This is a genomic window from Trinickia sp. NRRL B-1857 (genome assembly GCF_050470685.1).
Taxonomy (GTDB): domain Bacteria; phylum Pseudomonadota; class Gammaproteobacteria; order Burkholderiales; family Burkholderiaceae; genus Trinickia.
This window is the reverse complement of the sequence record NZ_JBFLUK010000011.1, coordinates 2,113,793-2,129,146: the sequence shown is the minus strand read 5'-3', so window position 1 is coordinate 2,129,146 and position 15,354 is coordinate 2,113,793. Positions and strand designations below refer to the sequence as shown.

Sequence of the window (15,354 nt, the reverse complement as noted above, 5' to 3'; positions counted from 1 at the left end):
CTATAGTCCGTGAGGCATGGAATCAATGTCGATTCGTTGGTTTGTGCCGAAATCCAGGGTAAACGTGGATTCCTCAACTCGCACCCGACAACGGACGATAGCGCCATTGTTAGACAACTTAGACTAGCAGGGACTGCGCGTTCATTACGTGACACACAAGATTCGGACGACAAATCGATGCGCAACATGACGGTGCGGGGGAGCCTGCTTGGGGTACTGATTCTTTTCGGTGCGATGATCGCGATCGGCGGCATCGCAGGGGTGCTTGCACTGGGACAGGCGAATGCCAACGGGCAGCGCCTGCACGAAATCGCTCGCGAGACGATTCTCGTGAACGATGGATACAAGGAGACGACGCGTACGCGTTCGGCGCTGGTGCGCGCTTATAGCGCGCTCAAAGAGCGCAACGATACGGCCACGCGCGATTCGGCGCTCCAAAGCGCCGGCAAGACGTTCGAGCTCGCGGCACGCGATACGCAGGCGCTGCAAAACGCGCCCGGCTTCGAGGGCATGGACGAAGCGTTGAAGCGTCAGCTCATTGAGTCGTCGACGAGCCTTGCCGCGACGCTCGCGCGCGCAACGGACGCGTTGCGCAACGGCGATGTCAGTGCTTATGTCGCAATCAACGATCGCGATATCACGGCCGCCGGCGCTGAGTATTCGACGAAAGTAGAGAGATTCCAGCGGCTTGCGAACGAGCTCTCCGAAGCGGCGCTGAGGCAAGGCAACGTGCGCTATCGATGGATGGTGGGCCTAGTGGGTGCCGGTGTGCTACTGGCTCTCGCGCTCGTCGCGGGTACGTATTTCGTCCTACAGCGCACGGTTTCGCGGCCGCTTGCCGACGCTTGCACCGTACTCGACCGTATCGCATCGAACGATCTGACCGTGGATGTTCCGCCTGCGGGACGCAACGAGATCGGATTGCTGTTCGCCGCCATGCGTCGCATGCAGGCCGGCTTGTCCCGCACGGTGGCCGGCGTGCGCGACAGTTGCGACGCCATCCATGTTGCTGCACGCGAGATCGCGGCGGGCAATCTCGATCTATCGAGCCGCACGGAGCAACAGTCCGCCTCGCTGGAGGAGACGGCGGCCAGTATGGAAGAGCTGACTTCCACGGTGAAGCAAAACGCCGCGAACGCCTCGCAGGCCAGCACGTTGGCATCGGATGCGGCCGAGCGCGCCCGACGCGGCGGCGAGGTCGTGAACCGTGCGGTCCAGACGATGAAAGAGATCAGCGCCAGCTCGCGAAAGATCGCTGAAATCACGGGGATGATCGACAGCATCGCGTTTCAGACGAACATTCTTGCGCTGAACGCCGCGGTGGAATCCGCGCGCGCGGGCGAGCAAGGTCGCGGTTTTGCGGTGGTGGCCGGCGAGGTACGCACGCTCGCACAGCGCAGCGCGAGCGCCGCACGAGAAATCAAAGCGTTGATCGGCAGCTCCATCGATGATGTCCGCAACGGCAATGCGTTCGTCGCTCAAGCGGGTGAGGCCATGGGTGAGATCGTCGATGCGGTCGGCAATGTCGCGAAGATCATGGGCGAGATCACGACGGCCACCGCCGAGCAAAGAGCGGGCATCGAGCAGGTGGGCATCGCCGTCGGTCAAATGGATACGGTCACGCAGCAAAACGCTGCGCTCGTGGAGCAGGCGGCCGCCGCGGCGAGTGCGCTCGAACATCAAGCGCAATCGATGCGGGATGCGGTTTCCGTGTTTCGTGTCGGCGCCAACGCGTGTGTGGGCGCACCGGCCTGAACGATCTGAAGATCTACAACGACAACGATTGGAGAACGATGTGTTGAATACAACGGGGAACTTGCGCCATCTTATCGGTGGCGTGTTGGGGCTCGCTGCCTCAATGGCCGTCCATGCGGCGACTTACGTCTATGTCTCCAATGCGGACAGCCGCGATATCTCGGTGTTTCGCGCCGATGCCCAAAGCGGCGCACTCACCGCGGTCGAGACGGTGCCGGTAGGGGGCACCGTCATGCCGATGGCGCTATCGCCCGATCACCACAAGCTGTACGCGGCGTTGCGCTCGGAACCGTACAGTGCAGTGACCTTTGCGATCAACCCGCTCGACGGCAAACTGACCGAACTCGCCCGTTCGCCGCTCGCGCAGAGCATGGCCTATCTCTCCGTCGACGAGACTGGGCGTTATCTTTTGAGTGCATCGTACGGCGGCAATCTGCTGGCCGTGAATCGGATCGATCGCAACGGTGTTGTGGGCGACGTGCTCCAAACGGTAAAGACAGGTCCGATGGCGCACGCCATCCGTACTTCGACGGACAACCGTTATGCGTTCGCCTCGGTGCTTGGGGCCGACGTGTGGTTGCGGTTGAAGTTCGACAGCCGGACCGGGACACTGACCGAGGATCCGATGCCGGCCTACTCTTTGCCGAAGGGCTCGGGCCCGCGCCACTTCGTGTTCTCGCCGGATCGGCGTTTCGCTTACCTCATCGACGAATTGGACGGAAAGCTGCATGTGCTCGCGCTCCATGGGGCCGGCCAAACCGTCAAGCCGGTTCAGACAATCTCGATCTTGCCGCCCGACTTCTCGGGAGACAAGCCCTGGGGTGCCGATTTGCACCTCACGCCGGACGGCCGTTTCCTCTATACGTCGGAGCGCACGTCGAGCACGTTGGGCGTCTATCGTGTGAACAGGGTCACGGGCGAGCTCGTCCGTCTCAATACGTATGTCACGGAGCAGCAGCCTCGCGGCTTCGGCATCGCGCCCTCCGGACGCTACTTGTTCGCCGTCGGTCAACGATCGGCGACGTTGAGCGCCTACCGCATCGATGCACACACGGGTGCGCTTGAGCGAATCGGCCAGTATCCGGTGGGCAAGGGGGCGAACTGGGTGGAGGTCGTGCAGTTCGATGGGGCGAGCGATTAGCGGCATGACCCGCCCCCGCGGTTAGTACCGTACGTTAGGGTCCGTTCCAGCGAGGAACGGACAAGCGCAAAAATCAGCAGACCTCGAACCGATACGCTAACGTAACTGGGGCTTCAGGATCGAGCGTAACCGCCGTTGCCACACCTTGTGCGTTGATCGGATTCGCGGCAAGAGAGGCCTGGCAGCCCAACTCGAACGCACCGGCGATAGGCTCCACGCCGACGCACAGATTGCGGCCGTTCCATGGAGCATATCGGCGCCCACGGTTGCTGATCCACAGCAGCAGCGACGGCAGCACAGCCGCGTCCCAGGTGAGCCGGTACGCTACGTCCGCCACCTCGTCGATCATCGTCACGCTACCGTCCATGCCGCAAAGTTGAAGGATTTCTTCCGTGTCGTCTGCGAGCGGGAGCCGATCGAAGGCCGCATGCCCGCCGGCCCCGAGCGGCACGTTATCGAGCCGTGAAAATTGCGCACCGGCACGTGCGCGCGAAACGCCCGGCTCCGGGCCGCCCGGATGGACCATGCCGAAAGCGAATGCGCCCGGATCGATGCGCAACGCGCCGGTCAACGACGGCAATGCGATGTTCGGATGCAGCCCCAGCGGGCGGGCGCTTGTGCGCCGCGCCTCGATATGCAATTCGAAATCGATCGCGGGCGCGGCAAGATCCGCTCGGATCACGCGAGTGAGTCGGGAAATCGCCGACGACGTAGGATAGTCGATGGCGATGCGGATCTCGCTGGCGCTTTGCGAGACGAGGGTCCACTCGCCGATCGCGCCATAGCCGTGGAGTAGATCGTCGCTGGCGTCCATTGCAGGATCGTACTGGGCAGCCGAAGTCGTCAGCGCTGCATGCCATGCCTCGTCGACCTGGTTTGCCCGATAAGGCACGCCGAACGGCACGCAGGGAAACTCGCTGCGCATGTGCGCAACCAATCCCTGCGCCCCGGCGGCCTCTGCATCGGCTAGCCATGGTACTTCGTAGAACGGCCGCACTAGACGGCCTGCATGTTTGAACTCGACATTACCGAGCATGCCGCCCGTCGCGTAAACGGCAAGCGAGCCGTGGTGCCATTCGAGGTGCCAGCGTTGGTTCAAGGTCATGGTTGGAAAAACGAGAGGGTAGCGAGCGCAGGGGGCCGTTGCGCTCGCTTCGGTCAATTTTCTTCTTCGATCCAGCATGTCTCATGGCGCGCGAGTAGCGCGCTCGCAGCGGCCGGCCCCCACGTTCCCGCGGCATAGGGTTTCGGCGCCGCATCGGGCAAGCGCCACGCATCGAGAATCGGCGCGACCCAGCGCCAGGCCGCTTCCTGCTCGTCCCGTCGCACGAACAGCGCGAGCCGGCCGGCGATGGCGTCGAGCAGTAGGCGTTGATAGGCTTCCATCCGGTCTTGCTGGAAGAACTGATCGAATGCGAGATCGAGAAAAACACCGCGCAGATTCATCCCCATCCCGGGCTGCTTCGCAAGCGCATGCAAACGAATCGATTCGTTCGGCTGCAAGCGGATCGTGAGCCGGTTCGCACCGGAACGCAGTGGCTGCTCACCCAAGGCAGAATGCGGTACGGGCCGGAAGTTCACGACGATCTCGGCCACACGGCCGGCGAGGCGTTTGCCTGTGCGCAGAAAGAACGGCACGCCGGCCCATCGCCAGTTTTCCACTTCGACTTTCAGCGCCACGAAGGTTTCCGTCATGCTGCCCGGGCGTACCCCACTCTCGGCGAGGTAGCCGCGTACGGGCGATCCATTGATGGCGCCCGCGTGATACTGTCCGCGTACGACGTTGCGGCGGATGTCGTCCCCGCTAAGCGGTTTGAGCGAGCGCAGCACGCGCAGCTTCTCTCCACGTACGGCATCGGCATCCATCGATTGCGGCGGCTCCATCGCGATGATCGAGAGCAATTGCAACAGATGGTTCTGCACCATGTCCCGCATCGTGCCCGTTTGGTCGTAGAAGCTTCCTCGGGTCTCGACGCCGAGCTGCTCGGCCACGGTGATTTGAATGCTTTCGACCCATTCTCTTCGCCACAGCGGCTCGAACAGCGAATTGCCGAAGCGCAGCGCGAACAGATTCTGCACCGCCTCTTTGCCGAGGTAGTGGTCGATTCGATAGATCTGGTCTTCCGCGAAGATTCGTCCGACGGCGTCGTTGATCTCGTTCGACGATGCCAAATCGTAGCCGAGCGGTTTCTCCAGAACGACGCGAGCGCCGCCGGTCAACCCGGCCGCGGCCAGGCCTTCGCAAATCGGCACGAATAACGATGGGCCGGTCGCCAAGTAAAAGATGCGCGTGCCTTTCAGCGTGTCGCGCATCGCTTGTAACGCCGCGAACGCGGCGGGTTGGCTGACGTCGATCTGTAGGTAATCGAGACGCGCAAGAAATGCTGCCCACTGCGTATCGCCGGAACGGATCGATGCGATGTGCGGCCTCACATGTTCGTCTGCCCAACGCAGGTACCCGTCGCGATCGAACGGCGTGTGAGCAACCGCTAGGATGCGGCCCGACGGAGCAAGCGAACCGTCGCAATGCGCGGCATGGAGCGCCGGCAAGATCTTGCGCAGCGCGAGATCGCCGGTGCCGCCGAACAGGATGAACGTGAACGGACTGCCCGCGGCGAGATTGGCTCGTTTGCTCATGATTTCCGGGGGCTGTGCTCAGCGGGCACGGCGCGGCGCGCTTTGAACCGGTTGATCAGGTTGTTCGTCGAGCTGTCGTGCGTACCGACCGTACCCGGCGCAGCGATTTCGCGCTCGATCTCTACCGCGAGACGCTTGCCGAGCTCTACGCCCCATTGGTCGAACGAATTGATCTGCCAGAGCGCCCCCTGCACGAATACCTTGTGTTCATAGAGCGCAATGAGCGCACCGAGCGTCGCAGGTTCGAGGCGATCGAGGCAGAGCGTGTTCGTCGGCCGGTTGCCCTCAAAGTGCCGATGGGGCGCGTCGGGCGAAGGCGAACCGTTCATCAACGCTTCCGTTTGCGCGAAGCAGTTCGCAAGCAGGATGGCGTGGTGCACGTCGAGCGAATGGTGCGGACGCATGCAGGCGATGAAATCAGCCGGAATCAGCGCGCTGCCCTGGTGCAGCAACTGGAAGAAAGCATGCTGGCCGTTCGTGCCCGGTTCGCCCCAGATCACGGGGCCCGTTGCGTAATCGACCCGTTCCCCGCTCAGCGTGACGGTTTTTCCATTGCTCTCCATGTCCAGCTGCTGGAGGTACGCCGGCAGCCGGTGAAGATAGCGATCGTAGGGTGCGACGAGGTGGCTCGCCGCGCCGAAGAAGTTCGTGTACCACACGCCGATCAGCGCGAGCAGCGCGGGCAGGTTGCCTTCGAGCGGCGCCGTGGCGAAGTGCCGATCCATCGCGTGGGCGCCCGCGAGTAGCGAGTCGAAGCCGTCGGCGCCGATATACAGTGCGATCGGCAAACCGATGGCGGACCATAGCGAATAGCGGCCACCCACCCAATCCCAGAACGCAAACATGTTGGCGGTGTCGATGCCGAATGCGGAGACAGCGTCCGCGTTCGTCGAGACGGCGGCGAAATGCCGGGCGACGGCCGATTCGGGCGCGCCGCTCGCGAGGAGCCAAGCGCGGGCAGTGTGCGCGTTCTGGAGCGTTTCGCGCGTCGTGAAGGTCTTCGACGCGACGATGAAGAGCGTCGATGCGGGATCGACCGCGCGCAGCACCTCGTCGATGTCCGCACCGTCGACGTTCGAAACGAAATGCATCCGCAAGCGCTCGTGACCAAACGGCCGCAACGCTTCGCAAACCATGCGCGGGCCGAGATCGGAGCCCCCGATCCCGATGTTGACGATGTCGGTGATGGTGCGCCCCGTATGGCCGCGCCAAGCACCGTCGCGGACTGCGTCGCTGAACCGGCGCATATGGGCAAGGACCGCGTGCACTTGAGGTACGACATCGACGCCGTCAACGAAAATCGACGTGCCGGCCGGCGCGCGCAGCGCCACGTGCAGAACCGGCCGCGCTTCGGTCGTGTTGATCCGCTCGCCCTTGAACATTGCCTCGCGCCGGGCTTCGACGCCCGCCTCGCGCGCGAGCGTCGTCAGCAGCGCGATGGTCTCATCGGTCATCAAGTTCTTCGAGAAATCGGCGAACACGCCCGCGGCTTCGAGCGAGAATCGGTCGGCGCGCGTCGGATCGGCGGCGAATAGTGCGCGGATCGACGTACTCGAAAGCGCGTCGCGATGGCGCGTGAGCGCCTGCCAGGCGGGAGACTGTGTGAGCTTCGACATCGTGGTTACTTGAGCGAGTGGATCAATGGAAAGGTCGCGTTAGCGCGGCGACGACCAGCCCTTATAGCTGCCGACGTTGTCGCGCGTGACGAGCGTCGACGGCAGAAGAGTCGTGGCGCTTGCGGGCGGATGGCCGTTCATGATCCCGTAGCCTACTTCGACGGCCTTTTGCGCCATCGCCCACGGATCCTGGCTTGCCGACGCCTGCACGAGCGTATCGGTCTTCAATGCGGTCTCGATATCGGGCGCGCCGTCGACGGACGTGATAACGATGCCGCTGCGCTTGAGCTGCTTGGCCGCGAGATCGCTGCCGACGGCTTGCGGGTCGTTGATCGCAAAGACGCCGTTGATCGCCGGGAAGCGCGTCAGATAGCCCTGCATCGCGTTCATGCCGCCTTCGCGCGAGGCCTTGCCGTCCTGATCGGATGACAGCAGCTTGATGCCGGGCGCCTTTGCAAGCACCGTTTTACAGCCGTTTACGCGATCGATCACAGCCGAGACTTGCGGACCGTTTTCGATGATGACATTGCCCTTGCCGTTCAGCTTTTGCACGAGATACTGGCAGGAGATTTCACCTGCCTGCACGTTGTTGGTCTGGACTGTCGCGTTCGCGCCGGCGGCAGCCACGTCCACTGCGACGACGGCGATGCCGGCAGCCTGTGCCTTCTTCACAGCGGGTTCGATCGCTTTGGGATCGGCCGCGTTGATCAGAATCATGTCCACGTGTGCCGAAATGAAGTTGTCGATCTGCGTGAACTGCTTGTTCAGGTCGTAATCGGCCGATACCGACGTCACCTTTGCGTTTGGATTGATCTGCTTGGCTTTCGCTTCGGCACCCTTCACGATCGTGACGAAGTAGGGGTTGCCAAGCGAGCCGACCGTGATGCCGATGGACTTGAGGGGCTTGTCGGCCGCGTGTGCGGCGGACGATACGACGCCCAATGCGAGGGCGATGGCGGTCAATGCGGCCTTGGACTTGAACATATCGATGTCTCCGTGATGGTCCGTGTTATCGAATCGACGGCGAATGGGCCGCGCCTCTTTGGGAGGCACGGTGTCGAAGCGAATCGGGGTGAAGCAATGGGGCGAGTCGAGTCATACAGCGGTTATACGGCGAGCGAATCGCTCGCCGTATGACTCAGGTGCGTGCCGAGCCGCGCTGGCGATAGCGGTCGAGCGCGACGGCACCGATGATGACGAGGCCCTTGATGATGTATTGCCAGATGTCCGACACGCCGAGCAGCACGAGGCCGTTTGTCAGGACCGCGATGATCAATGCGCCGATCAACGTGCCGACGATGGAGCCGACGCCGCCGACGAAGCTGGTCCCGCCGAGGATCACCGCGGCGATCGCATCGAGTTCGTACGACTGGCCCATTTGCAATCCATTCGCCGCATACAGGCGCGCGGCCGACATCACTGCGCCGAGGCCGGCGAGCAGGCCCGAGACTGCGTAGACGAAAAGTTCGATCGCCCAGACCTTGATGCCGGCAAGGCGCGCGGCCTCGCGGTTGCCGCCGACCGAATAGACGCGCAGGCCGAGTACGGTACGACGCAACACGAACCAGGAGCAGGCCACGACGGCCAGTGCGATGATCACGAGCCAAGGAATGCCGAAGATCGCGCCGTTGCCGATAAAGGCAAACGGCAGTTGCGGATTGAAGACGGTCGTATCGTTGCCGAGCAAGCGCGCGACACCGCGCACGGCCGTCAACGCGCCGAGGGTGACGATGAACGGCGGCAGACGAAGTAGCGCGATCAGTCCGCCGTTCAGCGCGCCGAAAGCGAGGCCTACCGCAAGCGCGACGGGCACGCCGAGCCAGCCCCAATGGGGAATATTCGAGGCGAGCATCGCGGCGACGGCGGCGGCGGCAAGCACCGAGCCGACCGACAGGTCGATGCCGCCCGTCAGGATGACGAACGTCATGCCTGCGGCAAGCACGATGTTGATCGCGGCCTGCTGGGTAACGATCGATAAGTTCTGCAAACTGAAGAACGAATCGGTCATCAGGCCGAAGCCGATGCACAGTAGGATGAGGACGGGCAGCATGCCCGCGGTGCGCAGCAGCGATTGCAGGCGCTGACGATGATCGGCTGCGGCGTGCGCTTCTCGCTTCGTTACCGCGGGCTCGCCGGCGACGGCTGCGGTGGCTTGTTGTCGTGTCTGGTTCGACATGTCGTTCTCCTCAATATTCGCCTTGATCTGGCCTTGACGGTAGGGGCCGTGCATACGCAGCGTTACGCGGCCTCGCCGAGGGCGGGCCGCGAGCCCGTGGCCAATTCGATGATGGCTTCCTGGCTGATTGCTTTGCCTGAGCCGCCGCCTAGTTCTCCGGCGATCTCGCCCTCGCGCATGACGAGCACCCGGTCTGCCACGCCGATGATCTCGGGCAGCTCGCTCGAGATCACAATCACGCCGACGCCGGCCTTGGCAAGGTCGTTGACGATCCGGTAGATCTCGGATTTCGCGCCGATATCGACGCCGCGCGTGGGCTCGTCGAGGATCAAGATACGGGGCTCGGTTTCGAGCAATCGCGAAAGCAGAACCTTCTGCTGATTGCCGCCCGAAAGGGCGCCGACGTTGACGTTAGCGTGCGACACTCGAATCGACAGCGAACGGATCGCGCTACGCGCGCGCTGCGCACCCCGCGCGAGGTCGAGTACGCCGAGGCGTGCATCGCGATTGCAGACCGACACGTTGATGTTGTCGCGCACGCTCATGTCGAGAAAGAGCCCTTGACGCTTGCGATCCTCGGTGAGGTAGACGAGCCCGGCGTCGATCGCTTCGCGCGGCGAGTGCTGCGGCAGCACGCGGCCGTCGATCTCGATCTCGCCGCGGATACGGGGCTCGGCACCGAAGACGAGGCGAGCGAGTTCGGTGCGGCCTGCGCCGACGAGCCCGGCGATACCGAGCACTTCGCCCGCATGCAGATCGAAGCTACAGCCGCGCACGCGGCCGGCATCGGCCACGTCGCGCACGCTCAGTACGACGTTGCCCGGATCGTAGGGTGCGTGTTCCTTCTTGTAGAAGCCCGATAGATCGCGCCCGACCATCATCTTCACGAGCGAATCGGCGGAGAGCGCGTCGCGCATGAGCGTGCCCACATAGGCCCCGTCACGCAGCACCGATACGCGATCGGACAACTCGTAGATCTCCGCCATTCGGTGGCTGATGTAGATGATCGCGAGGCCTTCCGCGCGCAGTTGGCGAATCAAATGAAAGAGACGGTCCGTTTCACGCGACGAGAGCGGCGTGGTCGGCTCGTCCATTACGAGGATCCGTGCCCGAGTATGGACGGCGCGCGCGATCTCGACGAGTTGTTGCTCGGCGATCGACAACGTGCCGACGATCGTTTCGGGGCCGAAGCTTGCGCCTAGGCGCTTGAGTACCTCTTCGGAGCCGCGTGCCATGCCGGCCCGATCGACGAGGCCGAAACGCTTCCCGCCACGGCGCAGCTCGCGGCCCGCGTAGATGTTCTCGGCGACGCTCAGGTTCGGCGCGAGGCTCAGCTCTTGATAAATGACGGCGATGCCGAGCGCCTTCGCGTCCTGCGGGCCGTCGATCGTGACCGCGTTGCCGTCGACGACGATTTCCCCTCCCGCATCGGCTTGATAGGCGCCCGAGAGGATTTTCATGAGCGTGGACTTGCCCGCGCCGTTCTCGCCCATCAGCGAGTGGATCTCGCCGGCATGAACTTCGAGATGCACGTTATCTAGCGCGCGCACGCCGGGGAACGTCTTGTTGATGTTGCGCATCTGGAGCAACGGGTTGCTCATTTCAGTGCGGGACATGGTTGATCTCCTGCGCTTGAGAATCCGCGCCTTTCAGAATTCCGGCGCGCGGCGAGAAATTGAAGAACATCGGGAGCGATGCGGCGCCGATCGCACCGGCGTCGGGGCCGAACGAGCCCCGCATCAGTTCGGGGGTGCCGCGCGCTTCGGGTGCGCCGAGTACGAGCGCTGCATGCAGGCGCTTCATGAGGGTATCGATGAGCCCGGCGTCGATATCGGCGTCGACGACGACGACGGGGGCGTCGGTGACGCAAAGCATGGCGCGTACGGCGGGGGCGAGCGCGTCGATGCAATCGTCAATCCACGCATCGACGGCAGGCATGCCTCGGGCGACGCACGCTTCCAGCGCCGCCCGCGTATCCGCCACCTCGCCGCAATAGCGCAGATGGCGCGCGAGCGCGTTGAGCGAGGCGCGCGAGAGGAGAATGTCCCACGCGCCGGAAGGCTGCGGGGCGGATGGCAGGCGGCTCGGGGGTACCGGCATGACGGCGATGTCGCCGGCGTTGCTCTTGGCGCCGCGCAGGCAATCGCCGTCGATCGCGATGCCGCCGCCGATGGCCGGCCCCAGAAAGAGGTAGATGAAGTCGCTCGCTTGCCGGCCGCAGCCGTAGAAGAGCTCGGCAATCGCGGCGGCGTTGCCGTCGTTTTCGCTGAAGACGGGGAGCGGCGTAATGGACGCGAGTTCGCTGGCGAAATCGACGTCGTGCCAAGCATCGAACACATTCGGAGACAGGCCGAGCTCGCGCAGCCAACTGCCGAGGTTGAACGGCTGGGCTACGCCGATACCCGTAAGCCGTTCGCGCTCGACGGGCGAAAGACAGGCAAGCAAGGCACGGATGTCGTCGCCGACGAGTTCGAGGACTTTCGCGGGTGCCGGCAGCACCATGTCATGGCTGCGGCGCGCAAGCACTTCTCCCGCGAAATTGACAAGAACGCATTCGATCCCGCCGCGGTCGAGGCGTACGCCGATCCCGAACGCACCTTGCGGGGCCAATTGCAGCAACGAGGCAGGCTGTCCGCGCAGCCCTTGGACGCGGCGTCCCGTCGATTCGATGAGGCCCGCCTGCTCGAGTGCGGTGATGATGCTGCCGACCGATGTGCTCGTGAGATTCGCCGAACGTGCGAGGTCTGCCTTCGATGCGGGCTGCGTGCGGCGCAACGCTTGAAGCAGCAGACGCTCGTTGTAGCGGCGCAGGTTGGCCGAATTGCTGCCGCGGCCCACGATGGGATGCTTCACCTGTCTCCTCCGAGCGACGAGGAGCCCGCGTCGCGATTAATTAAATCAAGTGGATTTATTTAATCGCGAACGCTTCGGGGAAGAAATAAGGGTTTGTACCAGGGCCAGCCGCAGCGGCCGAATCAAGCTACGCGTCGTGGCGGACTCTCGCTTCTACGCGTCAATTCGCTGCTTGCCGAAGCAGCATTTTTGTCATGACCTACCCGCTTGTTCGAGCATAGAGAGGCGTACCGTGTTGCTATTCGATGAGGCAGCGTAGGGCAGGCGTGCCGTTTTTCGGTGGGCTATTTTGATGATCGATACCCGACGGGACGACCTTTGTACGCCTTGGCCGTCCCAACGTTGTCGTCGGGCGTGTCGAGCACTTCAATGGCCGATGTTCTCGTTCATGCAATCAGGCGGTCACGGCTCTCTTTTCGACGGCAGCCTCCGCGACCGATGCAATGCGATGGCTGGCAAGCTCCGAAAAGATCAAGGCCAGCAGAACGACGGAGCTGGCGAGATAGCCGAGGTTGTGGCTACCAATCACCGGGATAGCGCCAGCGCCAACCACGCCGGCAATCGAGACACCGATATAGGTGGCCGAAGTGTTCAAGCCGACCAAAACCGGGGCCATGGGCGGATTGAGTGAAACGAGACGGAACTGCTGCGGTACCAGCAAGCCCCAGGCACATGCACCCCATACGGCGATGGCGATGGACGCGCTCCATAGATGGATACTGGATACCGGCATCGTGACGATCACCGTCCCGACAACGAGCAGCATCGCGATAACGACCTTGCGCGAGCCGATCTTGTCGAGAATACGGCCGGTGAGCAGATTGGTAAGCGTTCCTGCGAGCCCCCAGAAAACAAGCAACATTCCAAGCACCGTTGCGTTCCCGCCGATGGCGCGATCGAACACAACTGAGAAGTAGTTGTAGATAACGAACGTTCCGATTTGCGCGAGTATGGTCGTTGCGAGCGTCAGACCGACACGGGCGTCCGTGAGCGGCGAGAGGCGCTTGCGTAGCGAGATGGCCGGCGGTAGCGGGACTTCGGGCAGAAGGGTCCAGATTCCGACGAAGCCGATCGCGCCAAGGCCAGCGACGAACGCCAGCGTCCAGCGCCAGTCGACCAAACCGCCGATGACCGCGCCAATGGGCGTACCCAGCGCAGTCGCGGTGGACAGCCCCGCGACGACAATGGAGAGCGCGAAACCTCGGCGCTCCGGCGGCACCAGTAACGTGCTCGTGCCGCTGGCCGTCGGTGAGAACATGGCGGCTCCGAAGCCTGCCAGTGCGCGGGTGGCAAGCGCAGCTGCGAGGCTAGGTGCGACGACCGTCCCGAGATTGGCCACCACGAAGATTCCCATTCCGGCGAGCAGCAAGCGCTTACGTGCGACGCCGGCCGCAAGCGCGGCAATCGTCGGTGCGAGCAACGCAAACGTAAGTGCGTACACCGTAATCATCTGCCCGACGGCGCCTATGCTCACATGAAACGAGCGAGCGAGCTGGGGCAGGATGCCGCCAAAAACGAAGCTGTCCGTCCCCAATGCAAACATGCCGAGGGCGAGGGTTAAGAGACGTCGGTCCATGGCGATTCCCCGGAAAAAGATGCCTAAATAAAAGTTGCGTGATGCAACTATATGAAGACGTCAGGAATCGCGGTATGGACAGAAATTGGCGAATACTTTATCGAAAACTGAGTAAGTTGCATGTTAAAACGTATGGTACAAATTCGCCATGGCAAAGGTTCGGGGAAATAGCGCCAGTAGCCTTACGTGATATCGAAATTTATTAGGAGAACTAAATTTATGAAACTGCTGTATGTGAAAGGGTCGCCCCGTGGCGATCGCTCTCGCAGTGCGCAAGTCGCGGCGCTCTTCATCGCAGCTTATCGTGCCAGGCATCCAAACGCGGAGATCGAAGAGCTGGACCTGTGGCAGGCTTCACTACCTGAGTTCGATGGCGATCGAGCCGCTGCCAAGATGAGCTTTTTCGGCGACCCGGAGATGAATGGCGCGCAGCGAACCGCTTGGGACGAGATCGCCAGGATTGCCAATCATTTTGCGTGCGCGGACGATTTCCTGTTCACGGTGCCCATGTGGAACAGCGGTATTCCGTATCGCCTGAAGCTCTACATCGACGTTATCACTCAGCCCGGGCTGTTGTTTGGGTTTGATCCGGCCACCGGCTACAACGGGTTGCTCAAAAACAAGCGTGCAACTGCCATCTACACGAGCGGTGTCTACGGTCCTGGCGTCGCGAAGCGTTTTGGCCGTGACTTTCATGCGGCCTATTTCGATGACTGGCTTCGATTCATTGGAATCGACGACATTGTCAGTGTTCGCTACCAGCCGAACATCTTGACTGCCGACGCGGCGGCCGGATTGGCAAGTGCTCAGCAGGCCGCGAAAGAGGCTGCGGAGCGCTGAGTTCCCAGGGCGCCGGAGCGGGGCGCGTGCGCAGTCATTGGGGGGTTCTAGGCGGTGTCGTCTTTCGCAAGATCCTGCAAAGTCTGGAGTGCTCGCTTATAGGGACCCGCATTGCCGTTTGCGGCCTGGAGAATCAAGGCGCCCTGGATGCGGGCTACCCAGTCCTCTGCGAAATATCGCGCACGCGATGCCGACAGACCGCTGTCGGCTGCCAATTTTTCGATTGCTTCAATCCAGTCCGAAAACGCCCCCTGCAAGCTCCCCCGGGCTTGGGGACCGATCGCACAAGTGGCCAATTGCCCGAGGACGCACGAGGTCCGGCCTCCTGCATACATATGGTCAAGCACCGCCACTATCTTGCGGATCCGAGCTTTCAGAGAACCCGAAGCACGCGCTGCATCGAGCAGCTCGCGATCGATCAAGATTTTTGCACGATTGAGTACGGCCTCGGCCATCTGCTCCTTGCCATCGGGGAAATGATGGTAAAGGCTGGATTTCCCCAGACCGGTTGCCCGCGACAGGTCCGCAATCGAAGCGCCGTCAAAACCTTGATCGCGAAACACCGTGAACAACCGTTCGACGATTTCGTCCTTCGACGTGGGGGTAGCCGACATGCCAAAGCTCCATAAAAACCGATCATTCGGTACAAACAACAGATTACGACATTGAAGCCGCCGAATCAATGCTTGACGGGTGCCGTGCTCGCTTGTATTGTACCGATCGTTCGGTTCAGAAATTGATGAGCCGGACATTTCCCAAC

General features: G+C 62.5%; 12 protein-coding genes. 3 read left to right on the top strand and 9 right to left on the bottom strand.

The window, feature by feature from the left end:
- Positions 1-177 precede the first annotated feature (177 nt).
- Positions 178-1,755 (top strand): methyl-accepting chemotaxis protein, encoded by a 1,578-nt coding sequence (locus AB1286_RS29780; RefSeq protein WP_430366784.1) that lies wholly within the window; start codon positions 178-180, stop codon positions 1,753-1,755.
- Between the two features lie 103 nt (positions 1,756-1,858).
- Positions 1,859-2,896 (top strand): lactonase family protein, encoded by a 1,038-nt coding sequence (locus AB1286_RS29775; RefSeq protein ID WP_430367359.1) that lies wholly within the window; start codon positions 1,859-1,861, stop codon positions 2,894-2,896.
- Between the two features lie 73 nt (positions 2,897-2,969).
- On the opposite strand, the gene AB1286_RS29770 is transcribed toward AB1286_RS29775, so the two are convergent.
- The 8 genes from AB1286_RS29770 to AB1286_RS29735 form a co-directional block, all read right to left on the bottom strand.
- Positions 2,970-4,001: a hypothetical protein gene (locus AB1286_RS29770; RefSeq protein ID WP_430366783.1), complete on the bottom strand. Its 1,032-nt coding sequence runs from the start codon at positions 3,999-4,001 to the stop codon at positions 2,970-2,972.
- Positions 4,002-4,054: 53 nt separating this feature from the next.
- On the bottom strand, positions 4,055-5,533 hold the full coding sequence (gene zwf, locus AB1286_RS29765; protein ID WP_430366782.1) for a glucose-6-phosphate dehydrogenase: 1,479 nt from the start codon (positions 5,531-5,533) through the stop codon (positions 4,055-4,057).
- The gene (gene pgi / locus AB1286_RS29760) at positions 5,530-7,149 is read right to left on the bottom strand and encodes a glucose-6-phosphate isomerase (protein WP_430366781.1); all 1,620 of its coding nucleotides are present in this window, start codon (positions 7,147-7,149) and stop codon (positions 5,530-5,532) included. Before pgi ends, zwf begins: the two co-directional genes overlap by 4 nt.
- A gap of 39 nt (positions 7,150-7,188) precedes the next feature.
- Complete coding sequence (locus tag AB1286_RS29755) at positions 7,189-8,133, bottom strand: ABC transporter substrate-binding protein (RefSeq protein ID WP_430366780.1); 945 nt, start codon at positions 8,131-8,133, stop codon at positions 7,189-7,191.
- A gap of 154 nt (positions 8,134-8,287) precedes the next feature.
- Positions 8,288-9,325: an ABC transporter permease subunit gene (locus tag AB1286_RS29750; RefSeq protein ID WP_430366779.1), complete on the bottom strand. Its 1,038-nt coding sequence runs from the start codon at positions 9,323-9,325 to the stop codon at positions 8,288-8,290.
- A gap of 62 nt (positions 9,326-9,387) precedes the next feature.
- Positions 9,388-10,941: a sugar ABC transporter ATP-binding protein gene (locus tag AB1286_RS29745; RefSeq protein ID WP_430366778.1), complete on the bottom strand. Its 1,554-nt coding sequence runs from the start codon at positions 10,939-10,941 to the stop codon at positions 9,388-9,390.
- Positions 10,928-12,178, bottom strand: coding sequence for an ROK family transcriptional regulator (locus AB1286_RS29740; protein ID WP_430366777.1), 1,251 nt, complete (start codon positions 12,176-12,178; stop codon positions 10,928-10,930). The genes AB1286_RS29745 and AB1286_RS29740 overlap by 14 nt, the downstream gene beginning before the upstream one ends.
- A gap of 394 nt (positions 12,179-12,572) precedes the next feature.
- A complete protein-coding gene (locus tag AB1286_RS29735) occupies positions 12,573-13,754 on the bottom strand; it encodes an MFS transporter (RefSeq protein WP_430366776.1) in 1,182 nt (393 codons plus the stop codon).
- A gap of 219 nt (positions 13,755-13,973) precedes the next feature.
- On the opposite strand from AB1286_RS29735, the gene AB1286_RS29730 reads away from it, so the two are divergent.
- Complete coding sequence (locus AB1286_RS29730) at positions 13,974-14,594, top strand: FMN-dependent NADH-azoreductase (protein WP_430366775.1); 621 nt, start codon at positions 13,974-13,976, stop codon at positions 14,592-14,594.
- A 47-nt stretch (positions 14,595-14,641) separates the two neighbouring features.
- Here the strand turns inward: AB1286_RS29730 and AB1286_RS29725 are convergent, their stop codons facing one another.
- A complete protein-coding gene (locus tag AB1286_RS29725) occupies positions 14,642-15,346 on the bottom strand; it encodes a TetR/AcrR family transcriptional regulator (protein ID WP_430366774.1) in 705 nt (234 codons plus the stop codon).
- Positions 15,347-15,354: the final 8 nt, after the last annotated feature.

What these genes read in the sequence shown, in the direction of transcription:
- AB1286_RS29725 (WP_430366774.1), bottom strand. Translation starts at nt 15,346, where the DNA reads ATGTCCGGCTCATCAATTTCTGAACCGAACGATCGGTACAATACAAGC.
- pgi (WP_430366781.1), bottom strand. Translation starts at nt 7,149, where the DNA reads ATGTCGAAGCTCACACAGTCTCCCGCCTGGCAGGCGCTCACGCGCCAT.
- AB1286_RS29775 (WP_430367359.1), top strand. Translation starts at nt 1,859, where the DNA reads ATGGCCGTCCATGCGGCGACTTACGTCTATGTCTCCAATGCGGACAGC.
- AB1286_RS29750 (WP_430366779.1), bottom strand. Translation starts at nt 9,325, where the DNA reads ATGTCGAACCAGACACGACAACAAGCCACCGCAGCCGTCGCCGGCGAG.
- zwf (WP_430366782.1), bottom strand. Translation starts at nt 5,533, where the DNA reads ATGAGCAAACGAGCCAATCTCGCCGCGGGCAGTCCGTTCACGTTCATC.
- AB1286_RS29755 (WP_430366780.1), bottom strand. Translation starts at nt 8,133, where the DNA reads ATGTTCAAGTCCAAGGCCGCATTGACCGCCATCGCCCTCGCATTGGGC.
- AB1286_RS29770 (WP_430366783.1), bottom strand. Translation starts at nt 4,001, where the DNA reads ATGACCTTGAACCAACGCTGGCACCTCGAATGGCACCACGGCTCGCTT.
- AB1286_RS29780 (WP_430366784.1), top strand. Translation starts at nt 178, where the DNA reads ATGCGCAACATGACGGTGCGGGGGAGCCTGCTTGGGGTACTGATTCTT.
- AB1286_RS29745 (WP_430366778.1), bottom strand. Translation starts at nt 10,941, where the DNA reads ATGTCCCGCACTGAAATGAGCAACCCGTTGCTCCAGATGCGCAACATC.
- AB1286_RS29730 (WP_430366775.1), top strand. Translation starts at nt 13,974, where the DNA reads ATGAAACTGCTGTATGTGAAAGGGTCGCCCCGTGGCGATCGCTCTCGC.
- AB1286_RS29735 (WP_430366776.1), bottom strand. Translation starts at nt 13,754, where the DNA reads ATGGACCGACGTCTCTTAACCCTCGCCCTCGGCATGTTTGCATTGGGG.